Source organism: Pandoraea vervacti, from assembly GCF_000934605.2.
GTDB classification, from domain to species: Bacteria; Pseudomonadota; Gammaproteobacteria; order Burkholderiales; family Burkholderiaceae; genus Pandoraea; species Pandoraea vervacti.
In genome coordinates this window covers 4,669,022-4,687,471 of record NZ_CP010897.2, presented here as the reverse complement: position 1 = coordinate 4,687,471, position 18,450 = coordinate 4,669,022, and the positions used below count along the sequence as shown (strand labels likewise).

Below are 18,450 nucleotides of genomic sequence, written 5' to 3'. Positions count from 1 at the left end.
TGGACCTCATTGGACGGTCGTGTCGGTCATGGCGCTCCGCTCGTGAGAGCGACGGCGATATGACGTCGACTGACTTAGCCCCGATTCTAGGGAGCGCAATCGTGCAGATAAATGAGCGGCAAGGGGATTGATTGTCCCGATCGACGGGACAATCAATCGTGAGGACCGCTCAGGCGGTGGCGATCAGACGGTCGAGCAACTCGATCCAGTGCTGCACCGGCGCGTGGTTGCGGGCATGTTCGCCTTTGGCCGTGCCTTGCAGATGGCAGATGCAGCCGACATTGGCCGAGACGACGAGCTCGGGCTCGAGCGCGTCGAGCGACTTCCATTTGGCGTCGCGCAATTGATGCGACAGTTCGGGTTGGGTCACGGAGTAGGTGCCGGCCGAGCCGCAGCAGATGTGGCTGTCCTGCGGCAGCATGACCGCGACACCCACGCCGGCGAGCACCTTCTCCACCACCCCTTTGAGTTGCTGGCCATGTTGCAGCGTGCAAGGCGGGTGGTAGGCAATCTTGCCGTTCTTGCCCGTGAGCCGCTGCGGCACGCGCTTTTGCAGGGCTTCGAGATTGTCGAGCAGCACTTCCGAGAGATCGCGCGCGAGTTCCGAGACCCGTTGCGCCTTGCCCGCGTATTGCGGGTCATGGCGCAGCAAATGCCCGTACTCCTTGACCGTCGCCCCGCACCCGGAAGCGTTGATCACGATCGCTTGCGCGCCCGCTTCGATCTCGGGCCACCAAGCGTCGATATTGCGGCGAATGTCGTTCAGGCCATCGTCGTGATAGTTCAGGTGCAGACGAATCGCGCCGCAGCACCCGGCTGAAGACGGGCGGACCATTTCGATACCGAGGGCGTCGAGCACGCGCGCCGTGGCTTTGTTGACGTTAGGCAACATGGCCGGTTGCACGCAGCCTTCGAGCATCAGCATGCGCCGCGCGTGTTTGGCCTGCGGCCAGCTTCCCGAGCGCTGACGATGCGGCACCTTCTCGCGCAACGCGCGCGGCAGCAGGCCGCGAAACTGCTGGCCGAGGCGCAGCGCGGGCGAGAACAGCGTACGGTTGGGCAGCACACGCGCGAGCGTCCAGCGAAGGGCGCGCTCGCTCGCCGGACGACCGACTTTGGCATCGACGTGACGGCGGCCGATATCGGCAAGACGTCCGTACTGCACGCCGGAAGGACACGTCGACTCGCAACTGCGGCACGTCAGACAGCGGTCCAGATGGCGCTGGGTTTCGCGCGTCACGGGCTGGCCCTCGACCATCTGCTTGATCAGGTAGATGCGCCCGCGCGGGCCGTCGAGTTCATCGCCCAGCAATTGGTAGGTCGGGCAGGTCGCGGTACAGAATCCGCAATGCACGCATTTGCGGAGAATGGCTTCGGCTTCGTCACCGTCCGGTGTTTGACGGAGGAATTCTGCGAGGTTGGTTTGCATCGTTCTGAAATTAGCGATTTACCGGTACAACCGATGACGGTTGAAGATGCGGCTCGGATCGAATGCTTGTTGAAGACGCTCGCCGATCGCCTGCAGTGCCGCCGGTTGCGGTGTGAAAACGCTTGCCGCACCCGCCGACTTGTTGCCGTGGCGAAACAGCGTAGCATGCCCGCCGAGCGCTGCGGCGATTGCGCGGATGTCGGCAGCAGGGCGCTGTGTGATCCACCAGCGCTGCGCGCCGCCCCATTCGATCAGATGCTCGTCGCCATGCGCCAGCGGGGGTGTCGTGGGCGGTACCGACAGGCGCCACAGCGGCTCGCCGTCTCCCTGCACGGGCGCGCTGGCGAAGAACGGATGCGTCTGTTCGCGCAGCGACGCCCAGAACGCATGCGCTTCGATGGCGTCGACGTGATGACCGCCCATCGTCGCCCGGGCCGCATCGATGGCGGCCGCCGCGCCCCCAAGACGTACGCTCAGTACACCGTCATGCCATGCCGAACCCATCAGCGGCAGCGGCTGACCGCCCCAGCGGTTGAGCTGATCGATCGCCTGGGTCTGTGTCATTGCGAAGCGCAGCGTGGCTTCGGCGACCGGGCACGGCAACACCTTGATCGAGAGTTCGAGCAGCACGCCAAGCGTGCCCAGGGCGCCGGCGAGAACACGCGAGACGTCGTAACCCGCGACGTTTTTCATCACCTGTCCGCCAAAATGCAGGACTTGTCCGTGACCGTTCATGACGACAGCGCCGAGCACGAAGTCGCGCGGCGCGCCCACGTGCGGGCGGCGCGGCCCGGCGAGTCCGGCGGCAATGCAGCCGCCGAGCGTGGCGCCGGCGCCGAAATGCGGCGGCTCGAACGGCAGCATCTGCGAGCGCTCGGCCAGTGCGGCTTCGATCTCGGCGAGCGGCGTGCCCGCGCGCGCGGTGATGACGAGCTCGGCCGGGTCGTACGACACGATGCCGCGATAGGCGCGCATGTCGAGCGGCTCGCCGCTCGGCGTCTCGCCGTACCAGCGCTTCGTATTGCCGCCGTGAATGTCGAGCGGCGTGCCGCTGGCCGTGGCGGCGAGCACACGCTCGCGAATCGCCGCAAGGGCCTGGGCGGCGGCGCTCGCTTGCATGTCTGACGATGTGATGGGGGGGACTTGCGACATCAGAACCTCGGCAAATCGGGGTGGGGCAACAGTCCGCCGCGCACATGCAGCTTGCCGTATTCGGCACAGCGCGCGCGCGTGGGGATCGCCTTGTCGGCGTTAAGCAATCCGGCGGGGTCGAAGGCACGCTTCACGGCGAAGAATGCGTCGCGCTCTTCCGGCGAGAACTGCACGCACATCGAGTTGATCTTCTCGATGCCCACACCGTGCTCGCCCGTCACCGTGCCGCCCAGCTCCACACAGGCCTCGAGAATGTCGCTGCCAAAGGCTTCGGCGCGGTGCCATTCGTCGAGGTCGTTGCCGTTGAAGAGAATCAGCGGATGCATGTTGCCGTCGCCCGCATGAAAGACGTTGATGCAGCGCAGCCCGTATTGCACCTCCATCGCTTCGATGCGCTTGAGTAGCGTGCCGATCGTGCGGCGCGGGATGGTGCCGTCCATGCAGTAATAGTCGGGCGAGATGCGCCCGGCGGCGGGGAAGGCGTTCTTGCGACCGGACCAGAAGCGCAGCCGTTCGGCCTCGGAGGTCGAGACCTGAATGCGGGTGGCGCCGGACGCGCGCAGCACGGCCGATACGCGAGCGATCTCTTCGGCGACCTCCTCCGGCGTGCCGTCGGACTCGCACAGCAGGATGGCCGCGGCGTCGAGGTCGTAGCCGGCGTGCACGAACTCTTCCACGGCTTGCGTGGCCGGTTTGTCCATCATTTCCAGACCCGCCGGGATGATGCCCGCCGCGATGATCGCCGCGACGGCGTCGCCACCGGCTTGCACGTCGTCGAAGCTCGCCATGATGACTTGCTGGACTTGCGGCTTGGGCACGAGCTTCACAGTGACCTCGGTCACGACGCAGAACATGCCCTCGCTGCCGATGAAGACCGAAAGCAGATCGAGGCCGGGCGAATCCAGCGCATGGGAGCCGAACTCGACGATCTCGCCGTCCATCGTCACCGCGCGCACACGCAGCACGTTGTGCACGGTGAGCCCGTACTTCAGGCAGTGCACGCCGCCCGAATTCTCGGAGACGTTGCCGCCGATGGTGCAGGCGATCTGGGACGAAGGGTCGGGGGCGTAATAGAGGCCATACGGCGCGGCGGCTTCGGAGACGGCGAGGTTGCGCACGCCCGGCTGCACGGTCGCGGTGCGGGCATAGGCGTCGACGTCGAGAATGCGCTTGAACTTCGCCAGCGAGAGCACGATGCCGTCGGTAATCGGCATGGCGCCGCCGGACAGGCCCGTGCCCGCCCCACGTGGCACAACAGGAACGCCGTGTGCGTGGCACGCTCGCAAGATGCGGCAGACTTGGTCTTCGTCGGCGGGCAGCACCACCGCGAGCGGAAGCTTGCGGTAAGCGGCCAGACCATCGCACTCGTACGGCGTGATCTGCTCGCGATCGGTGAGCCACTGGGCGTCGGGCACTGCGGCGCGCAAGGCGGCGAGACGGGCCGCGCGGGTGGCGTCGGTCAACGCGTCGAATACAGGTTCGGCAGCGGATTCGGCGGCGGGTGTGTGGGGCGCGGTGGCCGTGACTGCGGACGACGCTGACGGGGTAACCGTCTGCGGATGGCGCGCCGGATCTGACTCGCCGTCCAACTCGCGGGTGTGACTATCGGGGTGATGACGCTGACTGGCAGCGGACGACACATTCGATCCCATTGGGCTTGCTCTCGGACGATCGTTGACGTGTAATGACAGTTCACTGTCGTTGGTCTACTGGTAGACTGGTCGACCAGTTGTCGGATGACGTCATCGTAAAGGGAATGATCCGATTTCGACTACCGGGTTAACCCTAAATTTGAGGAAGATCCTCTAGTCACGCCTGGGCAGGGCGGTGGGGCGGGCACACCCGAAGCCGAACCGCATCCTGTATCGTGGCGTCTGTGATTTTTCTGTTGAGAACCGAAGCCGACATGCCGTCCAACGAGTCGTCCTTGCCTATGTCTACGCTTTCCGCCAGTGAATCCAACGGGGCGTCGGGGGCCACCGCCAGTTTTGCGCCGGTCACGCCGCCCCCACGCCTGCGTCTGTCCGACATGGTCTACGAGCAACTGGAGACGATGGTCGTCGAAGGTCGGCTCGCGCCGGGCTCCGCGTTGCCGTCCGAGCGCGATCTGGCGCAGCAGATGGGCGTGTCGCGTCCGTCGCTGCGCGAAGCGCTGTTGCGGCTGGAGTCGCGCGGGCTGATCGTCGGCCGCGCAGGCGGCGGTTATCTGGTCGCCAATGCCAGTCAGCCGCTGCTCGCCGAGCCGCTGTCGCAGTTGATGTCCCGTCACAGCAAGACTGTGGACGATGTACTGGAAATGCGCGAAGTGCTCGAAGCCAAAGCCGTGGAACTGGCTGCCGAACGTGCCACGCCCGAGGATATTGCACGTCTGTCGCAGGCGCTCGAAGCGCTGGAAACCGCCTACGCGGCCGGGCGCGACGGACTCGACGGCGAGGGAGATGCCCGGGGGCAGTCGCTCCTGACCCGTGTGCCCGAACTCGACGCGCACTTTCATCTGGCGCTCGCGGAGGCCACGCACAACCTCGTGCTGGTGCATCTGATGCACGCGATCTTCGAGTTGCTGCGCGGATCGGTCGTCGACAATTACCGCGCGATTGTCGGACATGGGGCAGATCTGGCGGAACTTATCGACCAGCACCGCCGCATTTTTCATGCTGTCGCGTCGCACGATGTCGGCAGCGCGCAGCGGTCGCTGCATGAGCATCTGACGTTCATCCGGAACAATTCCGGCGATCCGACTGAATCGGCCTGATCGGCTGGAGCGGCCTGGTCGCCTGGATCGACGTTGCCCGAGGGCGGTCAAGACCCGTCAAACTCTCATCGTTTTCCCTGACCTCGCTACCCGGTGGCATTCATCCGCCACGGGTAGCCCGACTGTCGATCTGAAGCATCCCCCCTCGCAACAGCGCGGTCTGTCTTGGTTTGCGGGTTATCGAGCGCTTACCTCCGGGGCATTTCAAGCGACGCCTCCGAGGCTGGCCTGACACGTCCGGCACGCCCATGAGGGCGCTCTCGGGTTGACAGTGCTCCGGCCATCGACTAATTTTGGAACCATAAAAAATACTTAATTCGATATATTGAATCTTGTATATCAGATTCAGAGTGTCGAAACGACCCGTCGTGCTCCCGTGACATCGCCGGGGGAAAACTCGATCGGGTCGAGGCGGCACGGCATTCATCGGAGACATCAGTTGGGTAAGCACGCATTTCCTTTCGGGCAGTCTTCGTGCGACGTTTGTCGCGCACCGGCTGCCTTGTCGTATCCGCCTTCAGTGTTCACGGAAGTTGTTCGTGTGCTGGGGCGTTCCTCATCTCCCCGCTGCCAGCCGTGGGCGGGCGATCCGGCGATTACGCGTCCGCGAGGCGCGCCCGCCTGAGTGATAGGGCCAGGCTTGCGATGCGATCCATGCGGTCCATCGTGATACGCCGACAGCGCAAGCCGGTCCGCACTCGAATTTGCATCACCAGTCTCCCTTCGGCAGTCGGCAACTTGCCGGCGTGGGCTTCCCAAAAAGTCTGCGTCGCCGCGCCGAAGTGGGGGCCGGAAGTGTCCCTTGGCACTTCCGAGTGTCAGTCAGCCGGGGCACAAGCCCTGCGAGCCTGCCGCCAGGCAGCGCTCCGCGATCAAGCGGCCACGCATGAGCCGCACGCAACGCCAGGAGGCGTGCCGTCTGCGCGAATCCCTTTGTGGGGCGCGCGGCCGCACGCGATGGCGTCGGGCACCGCACAACGAATCGCGGGCCGACGTCAATCGTCTGACAGGAACAGGAGGCAAGTCATGCAAGCAGCTGCGCAACCGGAGGAGAAGACCTCTTTTCTGGGAGGGCGCTGGTCACAACTGGTGATCGGCATTATCTGTATGGGCCTTGTGGCCAATCTGCAATATTCGTGGACATTGTTCGTCGAACCGATGGAGGCAAAGCACCATTGGGGCGTGGCGGCCATTCAGGTGGCGTTCTCGATCTTCATCGTGGTGGAAACGTGGCTGGTGCCGATCGAGGGCTGGCTGGTGGATCGCTTCGGTCCGCGTCCCGTGGTCGCGGGCGGCGCGGTTTGCGTGGGCCTGTCGTGGATCATGTATTCCTACGCCGAATCGCTGACCGTGCTGTACACGGCGGCGGTCATCGCAGGGATCGGTGCGGGTTGCGTGTATGGCACCTGCGTGGGTAATGCGCTGAAGTGGTTTCCGGACAAGCGCGGTCTCGCAGCGGGGCTGACCGCCGCGGGCTTCGGCGCCGGCGCGGCCATCACGGTGATTCCGATTGCGAACATGATTCGTTCGTCGGGGTACGAGGCGGCGTTCTTCAACTTCGGTATCGTGCAGGGCGTGGCGATCTTCATCCTTGCGCTGCTGCTGGTCAAGCCGCGTGCGCCGAAGGGGGCGACCGTGTCGCGACGCAATCTGGCGACCAAGCAGGATTACACGTCGGGCCAGATGATTCGCACGCCGGTGTTCTGGGTGATCTACATCTGCTTCGTTGCCGTGGCCGCCGGCGGTCTGATGGCGACGGCCCAGATCGGCCCGATCGCGAAGGACTACGGCATTGCGTCGATGCCCATGACGCTGTTCGGCGCCACACTGCCGCTGCTGACGATGACCCTGTCGATCGACAACCTGTGCAACGGCTTTACGCGTCCGCTGTGCGGCTTCGTCTCCGACAAGATCGGTCGCGAGAATGCCATGTTCATCATCTTCCTTGGGGAAGGTGTGGCGATGCTCGGCCTGATGCACTTCGGTCAGAACCCGTACATGTTCGTGTTCTTCGCAGCGATGACCTTCCTGTGCTGGGGCGAAATTTTCTCGATCTTCCCGGCGCTGTGCGCGGACACATTTGGCAGCAAAAATGCGGCGTCCAATGCCGGTACGCTGTACACCGCCAAGGGCACGGCTGCCTTGCTGGTGCCGCTGGCTTCGGTGCTGGCGGTCGGCGGTCACTGGGATCGCGTATTCATTGCGGCGGCGAGCATCAGCATCGTGGCGGCTGTGGGGGCGAAGTTCGTGCTCGCCCCGATGCGTCGCCGTTGGATCGAAGCCGAGAACAGCCACAGCACGAAGACTTCGCCGAGCCCGTCGGTTGCCATCGGTGCGCCCGCGAGCGAGTGAGTTTTCGGCTGCGGACGGTGAAGACGTTCGGTGGGTCTCGATGTGAACGCGGGGCGCCTGAGTGCGCCCCGTTTTCTTTGGCGCGTCGGTAGGTGAGCGCGTTGGTGCGGTGCGCGGCAAGGCGCGGGCGGAATACGGGGTCGCTTATGTCGCAGACAACAAAAAAGCCCGTCAAAGACGGGCTTTTTCGTGTTTTGGCTCCTCGACCTGGGCTCGAACCAGGGACCTACGGATTAACAGTCCGGCGCTCTACCGACTGAGCTATCGAGGATCAAACTTGGCAGTCACGCACCGCTGTTACGGCGCATCGACTAAAACAAAAGCCTCGCGGGAGCGAGGCCATCGCTTCGGTATTCTTGGCTCCCCGACCTGGGCTCGAACCAGGGACCTACGGATTAACAGTCCGGCGCTCTACCAACTGAGCTATCGGGGATCAAAAGAGAAAGCGATTATAGTGGCGGTTTTTACACACTGTCAACACTCTGAGCGCACTTTTTCTGCGTTCACAGTGCGAAAGCCGCCAGAGTCACGCTTGCGGCCCGGCGTTCGGTCCGACGTCGATTAGCGCTCGAGCAGATGCAGCTTTTCCTTGACGTCCTTCCAGTCGTCGGCGTCCGGCAGCGACGGCTTCGTCTTGGTGATGCTCGGCCAGTTCGGCGAGAGCTCGGCGTTCAGTGCAATGAATTGCTGCTGGTCGCCCGGCACGTCCTCTTCGGCATAAATGGCATTCACCGGGCATTCGGCCACGCAGACCGCGCAATCGATGCACTCGTCCGGATCGATGGACAGAAAGTTCGGGCCTTCGCGGAAGCAGTCCACGGGGCAAACGTCCACACAGTCGGTGAATTTACACTTGATGCAGCTTTCGGTGACAACGTGCGTCATGCCAACAACTCCAGAGTAGGGCGCGAAACGGCTTCGACCGGCCGTTAAAACGCGTATTGTAACGCAGCCCGCCGTCACAGGTGCGAGAGCCGAATGGCGTTGAAAACGGCACGACCCATCCCCGTCGGGAGGCGGGCGTCTGCGTCGCGAATCGGGTTGCGATGTCATGCGTGACATCGCTTTGCGGTACGATGTTCGATGTTCCTGTGCGCTGCCTGGCGAATGTGCGAATGCACCCGTGCGTGGCAGCGTTCGATGCTTTCTCGTGAGTGCTCCTAGCGGAGCCTGTCGTCATGATCATCACGTCGCTGCTCGATACCGATCTCTACAAGTTCACGATGATGCAGGTGGTCCTGCATCACTTCCCCGCCGCACAGGTCGAATACCGCTTCAAGTGTCGCACCGAGGGCGTGGACCTCACACCCTATGTCGACGAAATCCGCGACGAGATTCGTCTGCTGTGCGGCTTGCGCTTTACCGAGTCGGAACTGCACTATCTCGGCGCGATGCGCTTCATCAAGAGTGATTTCATCGACTTTCTCGACCTGTTCCATCTGAACGAGAAGTACATTACCGTGCAGCCGTCGCCCAAAGGCAATGGCGAGATCGACATCACGATTCGGGGGCCATGGCTTCACACGATTCTTTTCGAGATTCCGGTCCTTGCCATCGTCAACGAGGTGTACTTCCGCAACACGCAGCGCACCCCGGCGTATGAGGAAGGGCGCCAGCGCCTGAAGGACAAGATCTGCATGCTCGCCGAGCGCGTGGATTATCGCGATTGCAAAATCGCCGATTACGGGACGCGCCGCCGTTTCTCGAAGGAGTGGCACGAGGAAGTGATCCACACGTTGCGCGACGAGCTTGGCGAGCAGTTCGCGGGCACGAGCAACGTGTACTACGCCTCGAAGCTCGGTCTGACGCCGCTTGGCACCATGGCGCATGAATATCTTCAGGCGTGTCAGGCGCTCGGACCGCGTCTGCGCGACTCGCAGATCTTCGGCTTCGAGACCTGGGCGAAGGAGTACCGGGGCGACCTGGGCATTGCGCTCTCGGACGTCTACGGCATGTCCGCCTTCCTGCGCGACTTCGATATGTACTTCTGCAAGTTGTTCGACGGGGCGCGTCACGATTCCGGCGATCCGTTCGCCTGGGGCGAACGCCTGCTGGAGCATTACGCGCAGAACCGTGTCGACGCGCACACCAAGACCATGATCTTCTCGGACGGCCTCGATATTCCGAAGGTGCTGCAACTGTTCGAACGCTTTCGCGATCGCTGCAAGCTGGCTTTCGGCGTCGGCACGAACCTGACCAATGACCTCGGTTATCAGCCGCTGCAAATCGTCATCAAGATGGTGCGCTGCAACGGGCAGCCGGTGGCGAAGCTCTCGGACTCGCCGGGCAAGAACATGTGCGACGACGACGCCTATCTGGCTTATCTGCGTCAGGTCTTCGAGATTGCGCCCGAGCCGGTGAAAGTGCGCTGATGTCGGCATGCGCTGCGGCGACGTCCGAGCGCAGGGGCAGACGATTCCGATAGTGCGCGAACGCCCGTCGCGCGCTCGGGGCCACCCGCTATAATTGCGCAACGCCCGCCGGACTTTGCGCCGGCGCCCTCGAGAGACGACACGTGACGACGCCGGCCTTAGACCGGCGCGTTGGCTTCACAGGACAGTTCATGGATACCTCCGACGCCCGCAATCGCATTTTTGCCCGCATTCGCAACGCGCAGCATCGTCCCGATGTCGCTCGCGCGAATGAGCAGGCAGCGGCCGAGGACTATCTCGCGCGGCACCCGCAGGGACCGCGTCCGGCCATGTCCGCCGACCTCATCGCAACCTTCATTGCCAAGGCTGAAGCCCTGTCGACGACGATCACGCGTGTGCCCGCCATGCAGGACGTGCCGGCGGCAGCGGCAACCTACCTGCAAGCCAATGCGCTGACAACGCAGGCGGTTGCGTGGCCGACATTGCGAGAACTCGACTGGGCCAATGCGGGATGCCAGGTGGAATTCCGCAAGCCGCATGGCGACGACCTCGTCGGCATTACCGGCTGCTTCTGCGCCATTGCCGAGACCGGTGCGCTGATGATGATGTCGGGCCCCGAAACCTTTGCATCTGCCACATTGCTGCCGGAAACGCATATTGCGATCGTGCCGGCGTCGCGCGTCGTGGCAGGGCATGAAGACGGCTTCGCGCTGATGCGCAGCGAGCGCGGCCAGCTCTCGCGCGCGACCAATTTCATTGCGGGGCCGTCGCGCACCGCCGATATCGAACAAACGCTGGTGCTGGGGGCGCATGGCCCGTACCGCGTTCATCTCATCATCGTCGACGGCGCCTGAGCGGCGCGACGTCGGGGCATCGCTGCGCGACGACATCGACGCAACGCCATGACCCGATGCCATGACGACGCCACGACGACGCGACGCGACGTCATAACGACGTCATAGCGACGCCACAACGACGTGATAACGACGCCATAACGACGCCATAACGACGCCATAACGACGCCGAGCAAGCCACGTTGACTCGACCCTGTCTTTCATCCGTCCGAAGCGCGGCGGCGGGACGCCTTGCTTGCGCAAAGCGACCGGACGTCGGCGGCATCGGTGTTATCGCCGGATACATCGGATTAATTTGGGATATATCCCAAGCTGATGCCGCTATGGGCACTCCGACGCTGATGTCGACTCGTACCCAGTCGACCATCAATCACTAGGAACCAGAAACAATGCATAAGGGGATTTGGGGAGCATTGGCCGCGGCGGGGCTCGCAATGGCAAGCCCGGCGGCGTTCGCTGCCGGACCGGATGGCGCGCAACTCATCGCCTGGTGGGGGGTGCCGTTTGCCGGATTGCTGCTCTCGATCGCGCTCGGGCCGCTGCTCGCGCCCGCTTTCTGGCATCACCATTTCGGCAAGATCGCCGCGTTCTGGGGGGCTGCGTTCCTGCTGCCTTTCGCGCTGGCGTACGGCGCGGGCGCCGCGTGGCATGGCGCGGTCCATGCCGTTGTCGCGGAGTACATTCCGTTCGTCGTCCTGCTGACGGCGCTTTTCACGACGGCCGGCGGCATCTGTGTACACGGCAACCTGCGTGGCGGGCCGTGGCTCAATACCGGGCTGCTGGCGTTGGGCACCGTGCTTGCAAGCATCATGGGCACGACCGGGGCGGCCATGCTGCTGATTCGTCCGCTCATTCGCGCCAATGACAACCGCAAGCACAACGTGCACGTCGTTGTGTTCTTCATTTTCCTGGTGGCGAACGCCGGGGGCTCACTCACGCCGCTGGGCGATCCGCCGCTCTTCCTCGGCTTCCTGCAAGGGGTGGACTTCTTCTGGACGACCGCGCACATCTGGCCGGAAACGCTCTTCGTCTGCGCGGTGCTGCTCGGACTGTTCTTCCTGATCGACGCTTATTACTTTCGCCAGAAGACCGAACGTCAGATCGACGAACTGGATCCGACACCGCATGCCGCACCGTTGCGACTCGAAGGCAAGCGCAATTTCCTCCTGCTCGGTGCCGCCATCGGGCTGGTGCTGATGAGTGGCATCTGGAAGCCTGGCGTCGAATTCAACGTGTTCGGCACGCCGGTGGCGTTGCAGAACCTCGCGCGCGATGCGGGCCTCGTCGTCGTGACGCTGATCTCGCTGGCGATCACGCCACGCACCGCGCGTGAGGGAAACGGTTTCAATTGGGAGCCTATGAAGGAAGTCGCGAAACTGTTCGCAGGCATCTTCCTCACGATCATTCCGGTCGTGGCGATTCTGCGAGCGGGCGAGGCCGGGGCGCTGGGTTGGGTGATTCGTCTGGTGACGGGGCCCGGCGGTGCGCCGGACAATGTGATGTACTTCTGGGCGACGGGGTTGCTGTCGTCGTTCCTCGACAACGCGCCGACCTACCTGGTCTTCTTCAACACGGCCGGTGGTGACGCGGCCACGTTAATGACGACCGGCGCCGCCACGCTCGCGGCCATTTCGGCGGGGGCGGTATTCATGGGGGCCAACACGTACATCGGCAATGCACCGAACTTCATGGTGAAAGCGATTGCGGAGCAACGCGGCATTCGCATGCCGAGCTTCTTTGGCTATATGCTGTGGTCGGGCGCGATTCTGCTGCCGCTGTTCGTTGTGATGACCCTGATATTCTTCTGAGCCGCGGCATTACCACGCGGCCAATCTCTGCGAGACAACTGGTGAAACCGAAGATTCTGGTAGCCCGAGCCATTTTCCCGGACGTTATCGAGCGTCTGGCGCAGTATTTCGATGTCGAGCGCAACGACGCCGACACGGTGTTTTCGAGCGACGAACTACGCGCTCGCCTGGCCGACAAGGTCGGTGCGATTACCACGGCGAGCGAGCGCATCGACGCCTCGGTGCTCGCCGGTGCGCCGAATCTGCGGGTGGTGGCCAATATGGCGGTGGGCTACAACAACTTCGATATCGAGGCGATGACGGCTGCGGGCGTCATGGCGACGAATACGCCGGACGTGCTCAACGAAACCACGGCCGATTTCGGTTGGGCGTTGCTGATGGCGACCGCGCGTCGTATTACGGAATCGGAGCGCTGGCTGCGCGAGGGGCACTGGGACAAGTGGGCGTACGACATGTTCCTCGGCGTTGATTTGCACGGCAGCACGCTGGGCATCATCGGCATGGGACGAATCGGACAGGCGATCGCACGTCGGGCCATCGGTTTCAACATGCGGGTGGTCTATCACAACCGCTCGCGCCTGGATGCCGCCACGGAAGCCGCGTGCAAAGCCAGCTACGCCGACAAGGACACGTTGCTGCGCACGGCCGATCACGTGATCCTCGTGCTGCCGTACTCAAGCGCGACGCATCACACGATTGGCGCTGACGAACTCGCGCGCATGAAGCCGACGGCCACGCTGGTGAATCTGGCGCGAGGCGGCATTGTTGACGACGCGGCGCTGGCGACGGCGCTCGCGAAGCGACAGATTGCGGCGGCCGGACTCGACGTTTTCGAAGGTGAGCCGAGCGTGCACCCCGAGTTGTTGAAGGTGCCGAACGTCGTGCTCACGCCGCATATCGCGAGTGCATCGGCGGCCACCCGCCGCGGCATGGCGAGTCTCGCAGCCGACAATCTCATCGCGGCACTGGGCTTCGGTGCGGCAGCGGGCAAGCCGCCGTGTCTGCTCAATCCGGCGGCACGTCGCTCGTGAAATTTCCGGGGCCGAACGGCCGCTAACGATGAGCGGCGCTCGGGCCCGGTTTGTTGCAAAACCGGCAGGATAAAGCGTGGGTCAATGGGAGTCGTAACGCGATGGTCGAGATGGTGTTGGTAGCGCTGGCAGCGCTGAATCTGTTGGTGATGATTGCGATTGCGGTGAAGGTGTGGCAGCGCGGCGGCGAGGCGTCGCTGCATGCCTCAATCGTCGACTCGCTGGCCCACGTTCGCGACGATTTGCTGCAGGCGGCGGATCGTAGCGAGCGCGGTTTGCGCCAGGAGTTCGCGGAGACAGCACGTGCCGGTCGAGGGGAACAAAGTGCGCAAATGGCGCAGTTCCAGCAGACGCTCGCCGCGCAAATGACGAGTGTCGCCACCGTGCAGAACAACCAGATCGACGGCTTCGCGCAACAGCTCGCCAAGCTTACCGAGTCGAATGCTGCGCAGATCGAGGCGGTACGTCAGAGTCTGGTGCAAAGCGGTCAGCTCATGCGCGAGGAGCAGGCGTCGACGCTGCGTCGCTTCGGAGAATCGCAGCATCAACAACTGACGCAACTGGCCGAAGGCAACGAGCGTCGTCTGGCAGAGGTGCGCGCCACGCTTGAACAGAAACTCAAGGACATTGAAGTCAATAACGCGGCCAAGCTCGAAGAGATGCGCCGTACGGTCGACGAGAAGCTGCACGCCACGCTCGAGCAGCGTCTCGGCGAGTCCTTCAAGCTGGTCTCGGATCGACTGGAGCAGGTGCATCGCGGTCTGGGCGAGATGCAGACGCTGGCCGCCGGTGTTGGCGATCTCAAGCGTGTGCTGACCAACGTGAAGACGCGAGGTATCTGGGGCGAAGTGCAATTGCAGGCGTTGCTCGAGCAGTTGCTCGCACCGGAGCAGTTCGCGAAAAACGTCGCCACGCGTCCGGGTAGCACGGAGCGCGTGGAATTCGCCATTGCGTTGCCGGGACAAAACGGCGACAGCAACAAGCCGGTCTGGCTGCCCATCGACGCCAAGTTCCCACGCGAAGATTACGAACGTCTATTGGACGCACAGGAGCGTGCCGACCCGGTCGCGGTCGAGGAGGCGTCGAAGGCGTTGGAAACGCGCATCCGTCTTGAGGCCAAGACCATTGCCGACAAGTACCTTGCCCCGCCGCATACCACCGACTTCGCGCTGCTCTTCTTGCCGACCGAAGGTCTGTACGCCGAAGTATTGCGTCGTCCGGGTCTCTCCGATCTTCTGCAACGCGAATACCGTGTAACCGTCGCCGGGCCCACGACACTCACGGCATTGCTCAACAGTCTCCAGATGGGCTTCCGTACGCTGGCAATTGAGCGTCGGTCCAGTGAAGTCTGGCAGGTGCTCGGCGCCGTCAAGACCGAATTCACCAAGTTCGGCGACGTACTCGCCAAGACGAAGTCTCAACTGGAGACGGTGACGCGCTCGATCGACAAGGCCGAAGTGCGCACGCGCGCGATGGCGCGTCAGCTCAAGGCGGTTGAGGCGTTGCCAGGCGAGCAGGCCGTCGAACTGCTCGGCGTCGAGTTGGAAAGCGACGAGGACGCTTAAGGATGCTTAAGGTCGCTTAAGGTCGCTTAAGGTCGCTTAAGCGCCCTCAGCGTTGGCGAACCGCGTAAGCGCATCGCCCGTCATGCGCACGACGCGCCAGTCGGGCAATACCGTGGCGCCTTGCGACGCGTAGAAGTCGATGGCCGGCTGATTCCAGTCGAGCACCGTCCACTCGAAGCGTCCGCAGTTGCGTTCGATGGCGATTCGCGCGAGTTGGCGCAGCAGCTTCTGCCCCACGCCACGTCCGCGCATGGTCGGCTGCACGTAGACATCTTCCAGATACAGACCACGCCGACCAAGGAAGGTCGAGAAGTTGTGGAAGTACAGCGCGTAGCCGACCGGCTTGCCCTCCCATACCGCCATCAAACATTCGGCCGCCGGGCGACTCCCGAACAAGGCTTCATGCACGCTCTCGGGCGTGGCTTCGAAAATGTCCAGCAGCTTTTCGAAGACGGCCAGCTCTCGCATCAGGCTGTGGATAGCGCCGACGTCGTCGGCGGTGGCAGCGCGTAGGGTCAGGGACATGGGGGAGGGTCTCCAAAACAGAAAAAGCGGCACTGCGACGGGAATGCCCCGCCGTCAGTCGCCGCCAGTGCGAGGGGAAGGGAGGCGCGTTAGTACTCGTCTTCCGGTGCGTCGCTCAGCGCGATTTCGATACCACCGAATCGGACCGCCACCCAGTTATACAGATGGCAGGCGATCCAGAGGAGCACGAAACCCACTATGGCATTGAGCACCAGCGCGGAGATGATCGCCAGGCCCGGCAGTTCACCGTAACGGATGAAGGCTGCCAGGAAGGCCAGCAATACCAGCGGAATGCTGAAGGTCAGGTAGACCAGCACCAGCGCTTTGGCCGTTTGGCCCGGACTGATGTACGTGATCTGTTTTTTTGTTGTCATTGCCGTGTGCTTTCAGTTTGTGTGGTGCCAACGTCGTCGAAGCGCCGACGCCGGCGATGCTTTGCTGATTCGTTGCTTCGTTTTTTCGGGTAGCTGCGGTGACGTCCTGGCTAAGACTTTCATGCGGTGAATCATCAGACCAGACCGTCGAACGCAATAACGTCGACCAACTCGCCCGCAGCGACGTCACCACGTTCGGTGCCCAGCGTCACAAAGCAATTGGCCTCGCTCATCGTGCGCAGGATCCCGGCGCTCTGCGCATCGGCGACGGTGACGTGCCAGCGGCCATTGGCATCGGCGGCGAGAATTCCGCGAAGGAATTCCGTACGCCCGGGGCGTTTGGCAATGGCCGTCGTCGTCGGCACCGGCAAGCTCGGTGTGACCTGCGGCTCCGCGCCCATCAGCACGAACAGACCGTCGCGCACCAGATGGTAGAACGATGCCATCACGGCGGCCGGGTTGCCCGGCAGGCCAAAGAGCAAGGCGCGCTTGCCTTCGCTTTCCAACTCACCGAAGGCGAAAGGGCGACCGGGGCGCATGGCCATCTTCCAGAACGCGACGTTGCCCAGTCGGGTCATCATCTCGCGCGTGAAATCGGCTTCGCCAACCGACACGCCCCCGGACGTCATCACGGCATCGGCCTCGCGGCAAGCCGTTCGCAACGTATCTTCAATTGCCTGCGGGTCGTCGCGCACCACGCCCAGGTCCAGCACGTCGGCGCCCAGGCGTTGCAGCATGCCAAAGAGCGTATAGCGGTTGCTGTCGTACAGATTGCCCGGCGCGAGCGGCTCACCCACCGAACGAAGTTCGTCGCCGGTCGAGAAGAAGGCAACCCGGATACGGCGGCGCACGGGCACTTCGGCAATGCCGAGCGAAGCCAGCAAACCCAGCGCGGCCGGACGAAGCCGCTTGCCCGCATGCAACGCCGCATGCCCGGCGGCAAGGTCTTCACCGACATGGCGGACATGTCGGCCGGGTGTCACGGCGCTCGCGTCGAACGTCACGATATCGGAATCGCTTTCGCGCTGCACGTGTTCTTGCGGGATGACGGTGTCGCAACCGGCAGGTAACAGCGCGCCGGTCATGATGCGTACGCACTCTCCCGCAGCGGCCACGCCGTCGAACGGGTGACCGGCGAACGAGCGGCCTGCGACACGCAGACGCACCTGACCCCCGGCGCTCAGCGCGCTGCCGGCGAATGCGTAGCCATCCATGGCCGCATTGTCGAAGGCGGGCACGTCCAGCGGGGAAATGACATCGCGCCCGAGCACGCGACCCAGTGCGCTGCGTACGGCAACTTGCTCGATCGCGGATACCGGGCTCGCGGTACGCGCGATGACGGCGCGTGCCGCCTCGACCGTCATGTGGTTGGGGTCGTAGTCCGGCAAGCCGGCCAGGGCTTCGTCTAGTGTTGTCATCGGTGTGGCGTCGTCATCCGGCACGTATGCGGTATGGATCCCGCATGAATTCCGCATGAATCCCAATTAAAGCGGCGACGACGGATCGGGCCGCGTCGATGCCCGGCATGTCAAGGGGCGTGCGGCGAATCGGTATGGAGGTCGTCCAGCGTGTTGATATTGTAAAACGGACGCTCGTCGCCGAAGTTAACTTGTACGGCCTTGTGGCGTGACAGCCACGCTCGCACGCGATGCTCGCCCGCCGACAACGTCGCGGCGAGATCGTCCGCGAGCGAGCGGTGGAGCAGGGCGAACACCGGGTGCGGGCCCTGTGCCGTCGCGGCGTAAGCCGCCAGCGGACGCCCGGCGGCAGGGACTGCCGGGCGTCCGCCGGCGGCGCTCAGTGCGGCACCCAAGCGTTCGCCGAGGTCGGAGGGGAAATAGGGGGAGTCGCAGGGCACAGTGAGGACATACTCCGTACATGCCGCGCGTAAGCCTGCGAGCATCCCCGCGAGCGGTCCGGCAAAGTCCTGCGTCTCGTCGCTTACGACGTCGGCGCCAAGCGCAGCATAGGCGTCGAGATTCCGATTGGCGCTGATGAGCAATGCGCCGACCTGCGGGCGCAGGCGTTCGACGGCGTGTGCCGCCAGCGCGCGCCCGGCAAACGGCTGAAGCCCCTTGTCGCGCCCGCCCATGCGCTGCGCGCGCCCGCCCGCGAGAATCAGGCCGGTCATGTCGCCGCGGTGAATCGTCGGGAGGGCCGGGGGCGCTGCGCTCGTCATGGACGTTGAACTCCTGATGTTGAAATAACCGCTGCGTTTGCCGGATTTGCCGGATTT

Annotated in this window: 15 protein-coding genes and 2 tRNA genes; 7 read left to right on the top strand and 10 right to left on the bottom strand. The window is 63.7% G+C overall.

Features of this window, described 5'->3' with window-relative positions:
- Window positions 1-169: 169 nt before the first annotated feature.
- The 3 genes from glcF to UC34_RS20380 are packed head-to-tail and all read right to left on the bottom strand — an operon-like array spanning window position 170 to window position 4,233.
- A complete protein-coding gene (gene glcF / locus UC34_RS20390) occupies window positions 170-1,429 on the bottom strand; it encodes a glycolate oxidase subunit GlcF (RefSeq protein ID WP_044456967.1) in 1,260 nt (419 codons plus the stop codon).
- A gap of 18 nt (window positions 1,430-1,447) precedes the next feature.
- Window positions 1,448-2,548 (bottom strand): glycolate oxidase subunit GlcE, encoded by a 1,101-nt coding sequence (gene glcE, locus UC34_RS20385; protein WP_044456966.1) that lies wholly within the window; start codon window positions 2,546-2,548, stop codon window positions 1,448-1,450.
- A gap of 32 nt (window positions 2,549-2,580) precedes the next feature.
- Complete coding sequence (locus UC34_RS20380; protein WP_237165167.1) at window positions 2,581-4,233, bottom strand: FAD-linked oxidase C-terminal domain-containing protein; 1,653 nt, start codon at window positions 4,231-4,233, stop codon at window positions 2,581-2,583.
- Between the two features lie 281 nt (window positions 4,234-4,514).
- Here UC34_RS20380 and UC34_RS20375 point away from each other — a divergent pair, with 281 nt between their 5' ends.
- Both UC34_RS20375 and oxlT read left to right on the top strand, forming a co-directional pair.
- Entirely contained in the window at window positions 4,515-5,333 is an 819-nt protein-coding gene (locus UC34_RS20375) for a FadR/GntR family transcriptional regulator (protein ID WP_167370674.1), read from the top strand.
- Window positions 5,334-6,359: 1,026 nt separating this feature from the next.
- The gene (gene oxlT, locus UC34_RS20370) at window positions 6,360-7,685 is read left to right on the top strand and encodes an oxalate/formate MFS antiporter (protein WP_044456965.1); all 1,326 of its coding nucleotides are present in this window, start codon (window positions 6,360-6,362) and stop codon (window positions 7,683-7,685) included.
- A 195-nt stretch (window positions 7,686-7,880) separates the two neighbouring features.
- Here the strand turns inward: oxlT and UC34_RS20365 are convergent.
- The 3 genes from UC34_RS20365 to fdxA all read right to left on the bottom strand — a co-directional run bounded on the left by UC34_RS20365 (window position 7,881) and on the right by fdxA (window position 8,570).
- A tRNA-Asn gene (locus UC34_RS20365) sits at window positions 7,881-7,956 on the bottom strand.
- Window positions 7,957-8,042: 86 nt separating this feature from the next.
- Window positions 8,043-8,118, bottom strand: a tRNA-Asn gene (locus UC34_RS20360).
- A gap of 128 nt (window positions 8,119-8,246) precedes the next feature.
- Complete coding sequence (fdxA, locus tag UC34_RS20355) at window positions 8,247-8,570, bottom strand: ferredoxin FdxA (RefSeq protein WP_044456964.1); 324 nt, start codon at window positions 8,568-8,570, stop codon at window positions 8,247-8,249.
- 293 nt (window positions 8,571-8,863) lie between these two features.
- On the opposite strand from fdxA, the gene pncB reads away from it, so the two are divergent.
- From pncB to UC34_RS20325, 5 genes are all read left to right on the top strand, one after another.
- The gene (gene pncB, locus UC34_RS20350) at window positions 8,864-10,057 is read left to right on the top strand and encodes a nicotinate phosphoribosyltransferase (protein WP_044456963.1); all 1,194 of its coding nucleotides are present in this window, start codon (window positions 8,864-8,866) and stop codon (window positions 10,055-10,057) included.
- A 191-nt stretch (window positions 10,058-10,248) separates the two neighbouring features.
- Window positions 10,249-10,911 (top strand): LutC/YkgG family protein, encoded by a 663-nt coding sequence (locus UC34_RS20345; protein WP_044456962.1) that lies wholly within the window; start codon window positions 10,249-10,251, stop codon window positions 10,909-10,911.
- A gap of 389 nt (window positions 10,912-11,300) precedes the next feature.
- Window positions 11,301-12,719, top strand: a complete 1,419-nt coding sequence (locus tag UC34_RS20335) for a sodium:proton antiporter (RefSeq protein WP_044456960.1) — start codon at window positions 11,301-11,303, stop codon at window positions 12,717-12,719.
- A gap of 38 nt (window positions 12,720-12,757) precedes the next feature.
- Window positions 12,758-13,750, top strand: a complete 993-nt coding sequence (locus UC34_RS20330; RefSeq protein ID WP_044458481.1) for a 2-hydroxyacid dehydrogenase — start codon at window positions 12,758-12,760, stop codon at window positions 13,748-13,750.
- 101 nt (window positions 13,751-13,851) lie between these two features.
- Entirely contained in the window at window positions 13,852-15,315 is a 1,464-nt protein-coding gene (locus UC34_RS20325) for a DNA recombination protein RmuC (protein ID WP_044456959.1), read from the top strand.
- 36 nt (window positions 15,316-15,351) lie between these two features.
- Here the strand turns inward: UC34_RS20325 and UC34_RS20320 are convergent, their stop codons facing one another.
- The 4 genes from UC34_RS20320 to mobA all read right to left on the bottom strand — a co-directional run bounded on the left by UC34_RS20320 (window position 15,352) and on the right by mobA (window position 18,393).
- Window positions 15,352-15,840, bottom strand: coding sequence for a GNAT family N-acetyltransferase (locus UC34_RS20320; protein WP_044456958.1), 489 nt, complete (start codon window positions 15,838-15,840; stop codon window positions 15,352-15,354).
- An 89-nt stretch (window positions 15,841-15,929) separates the two neighbouring features.
- Complete coding sequence (locus tag UC34_RS20315; protein WP_044456957.1) at window positions 15,930-16,214, bottom strand: hypothetical protein; 285 nt, start codon at window positions 16,212-16,214, stop codon at window positions 15,930-15,932.
- 134 nt (window positions 16,215-16,348) lie between these two features.
- Window positions 16,349-17,632: a molybdopterin molybdotransferase MoeA gene (gene moeA / locus UC34_RS20310; protein ID WP_044456956.1), complete on the bottom strand. Its 1,284-nt coding sequence runs from the start codon at window positions 17,630-17,632 to the stop codon at window positions 16,349-16,351.
- 110 nt (window positions 17,633-17,742) lie between these two features.
- On the bottom strand, window positions 17,743-18,393 hold the full coding sequence (gene mobA / locus UC34_RS20305; protein WP_044456955.1) for a molybdenum cofactor guanylyltransferase MobA: 651 nt from the start codon (window positions 18,391-18,393) through the stop codon (window positions 17,743-17,745).
- Between the last annotated feature and the right edge of the window lie 57 nt (window positions 18,394-18,450).

Excerpts from the sequence above, each read along its gene's own strand:
- glcF (WP_044456967.1), bottom strand. The coding sequence starts at position 1,429 with ATGCAAACCAACCTCGCAGAATTCCTCCGTCAAACACCGGACGGTGAC.
- glcE (WP_044456966.1), bottom strand. The coding sequence starts at position 2,548 with ATGCAAGCGAGCGCCGCCGCCCAGGCCCTTGCGGCGATTCGCGAGCGT.
- UC34_RS20380 (WP_237165167.1), bottom strand. The coding sequence starts at position 4,233 with ATGGGATCGAATGTGTCGTCCGCTGCCAGTCAGCGTCATCACCCCGAT.
- UC34_RS20375 (WP_167370674.1), top strand. The coding sequence starts at position 4,515 with ATGTCTACGCTTTCCGCCAGTGAATCCAACGGGGCGTCGGGGGCCACC.
- oxlT (WP_044456965.1), top strand. The coding sequence starts at position 6,360 with ATGCAAGCAGCTGCGCAACCGGAGGAGAAGACCTCTTTTCTGGGAGGG.
- fdxA (WP_044456964.1), bottom strand. The coding sequence starts at position 8,570 with ATGACGCACGTTGTCACCGAAAGCTGCATCAAGTGTAAATTCACCGAC.
- pncB (WP_044456963.1), top strand. The coding sequence starts at position 8,864 with ATGATCATCACGTCGCTGCTCGATACCGATCTCTACAAGTTCACGATG.
- UC34_RS20345 (WP_044456962.1), top strand. The coding sequence starts at position 10,249 with ATGGATACCTCCGACGCCCGCAATCGCATTTTTGCCCGCATTCGCAAC.
- UC34_RS20335 (WP_044456960.1), top strand. The coding sequence starts at position 11,301 with ATGCATAAGGGGATTTGGGGAGCATTGGCCGCGGCGGGGCTCGCAATG.
- UC34_RS20325 (WP_044456959.1), top strand. The coding sequence starts at position 13,852 with ATGGTCGAGATGGTGTTGGTAGCGCTGGCAGCGCTGAATCTGTTGGTG.
- UC34_RS20320 (WP_044456958.1), bottom strand. The coding sequence starts at position 15,840 with ATGTCCCTGACCCTACGCGCTGCCACCGCCGACGACGTCGGCGCTATC.
- UC34_RS20315 (WP_044456957.1), bottom strand. The coding sequence starts at position 16,214 with ATGACAACAAAAAAACAGATCACGTACATCAGTCCGGGCCAAACGGCC.
- moeA (WP_044456956.1), bottom strand. The coding sequence starts at position 17,632 with ATGACAACACTAGACGAAGCCCTGGCCGGCTTGCCGGACTACGACCCC.
- mobA (WP_044456955.1), bottom strand. The coding sequence starts at position 18,393 with ATGACGAGCGCAGCGCCCCCGGCCCTCCCGACGATTCACCGCGGCGAC.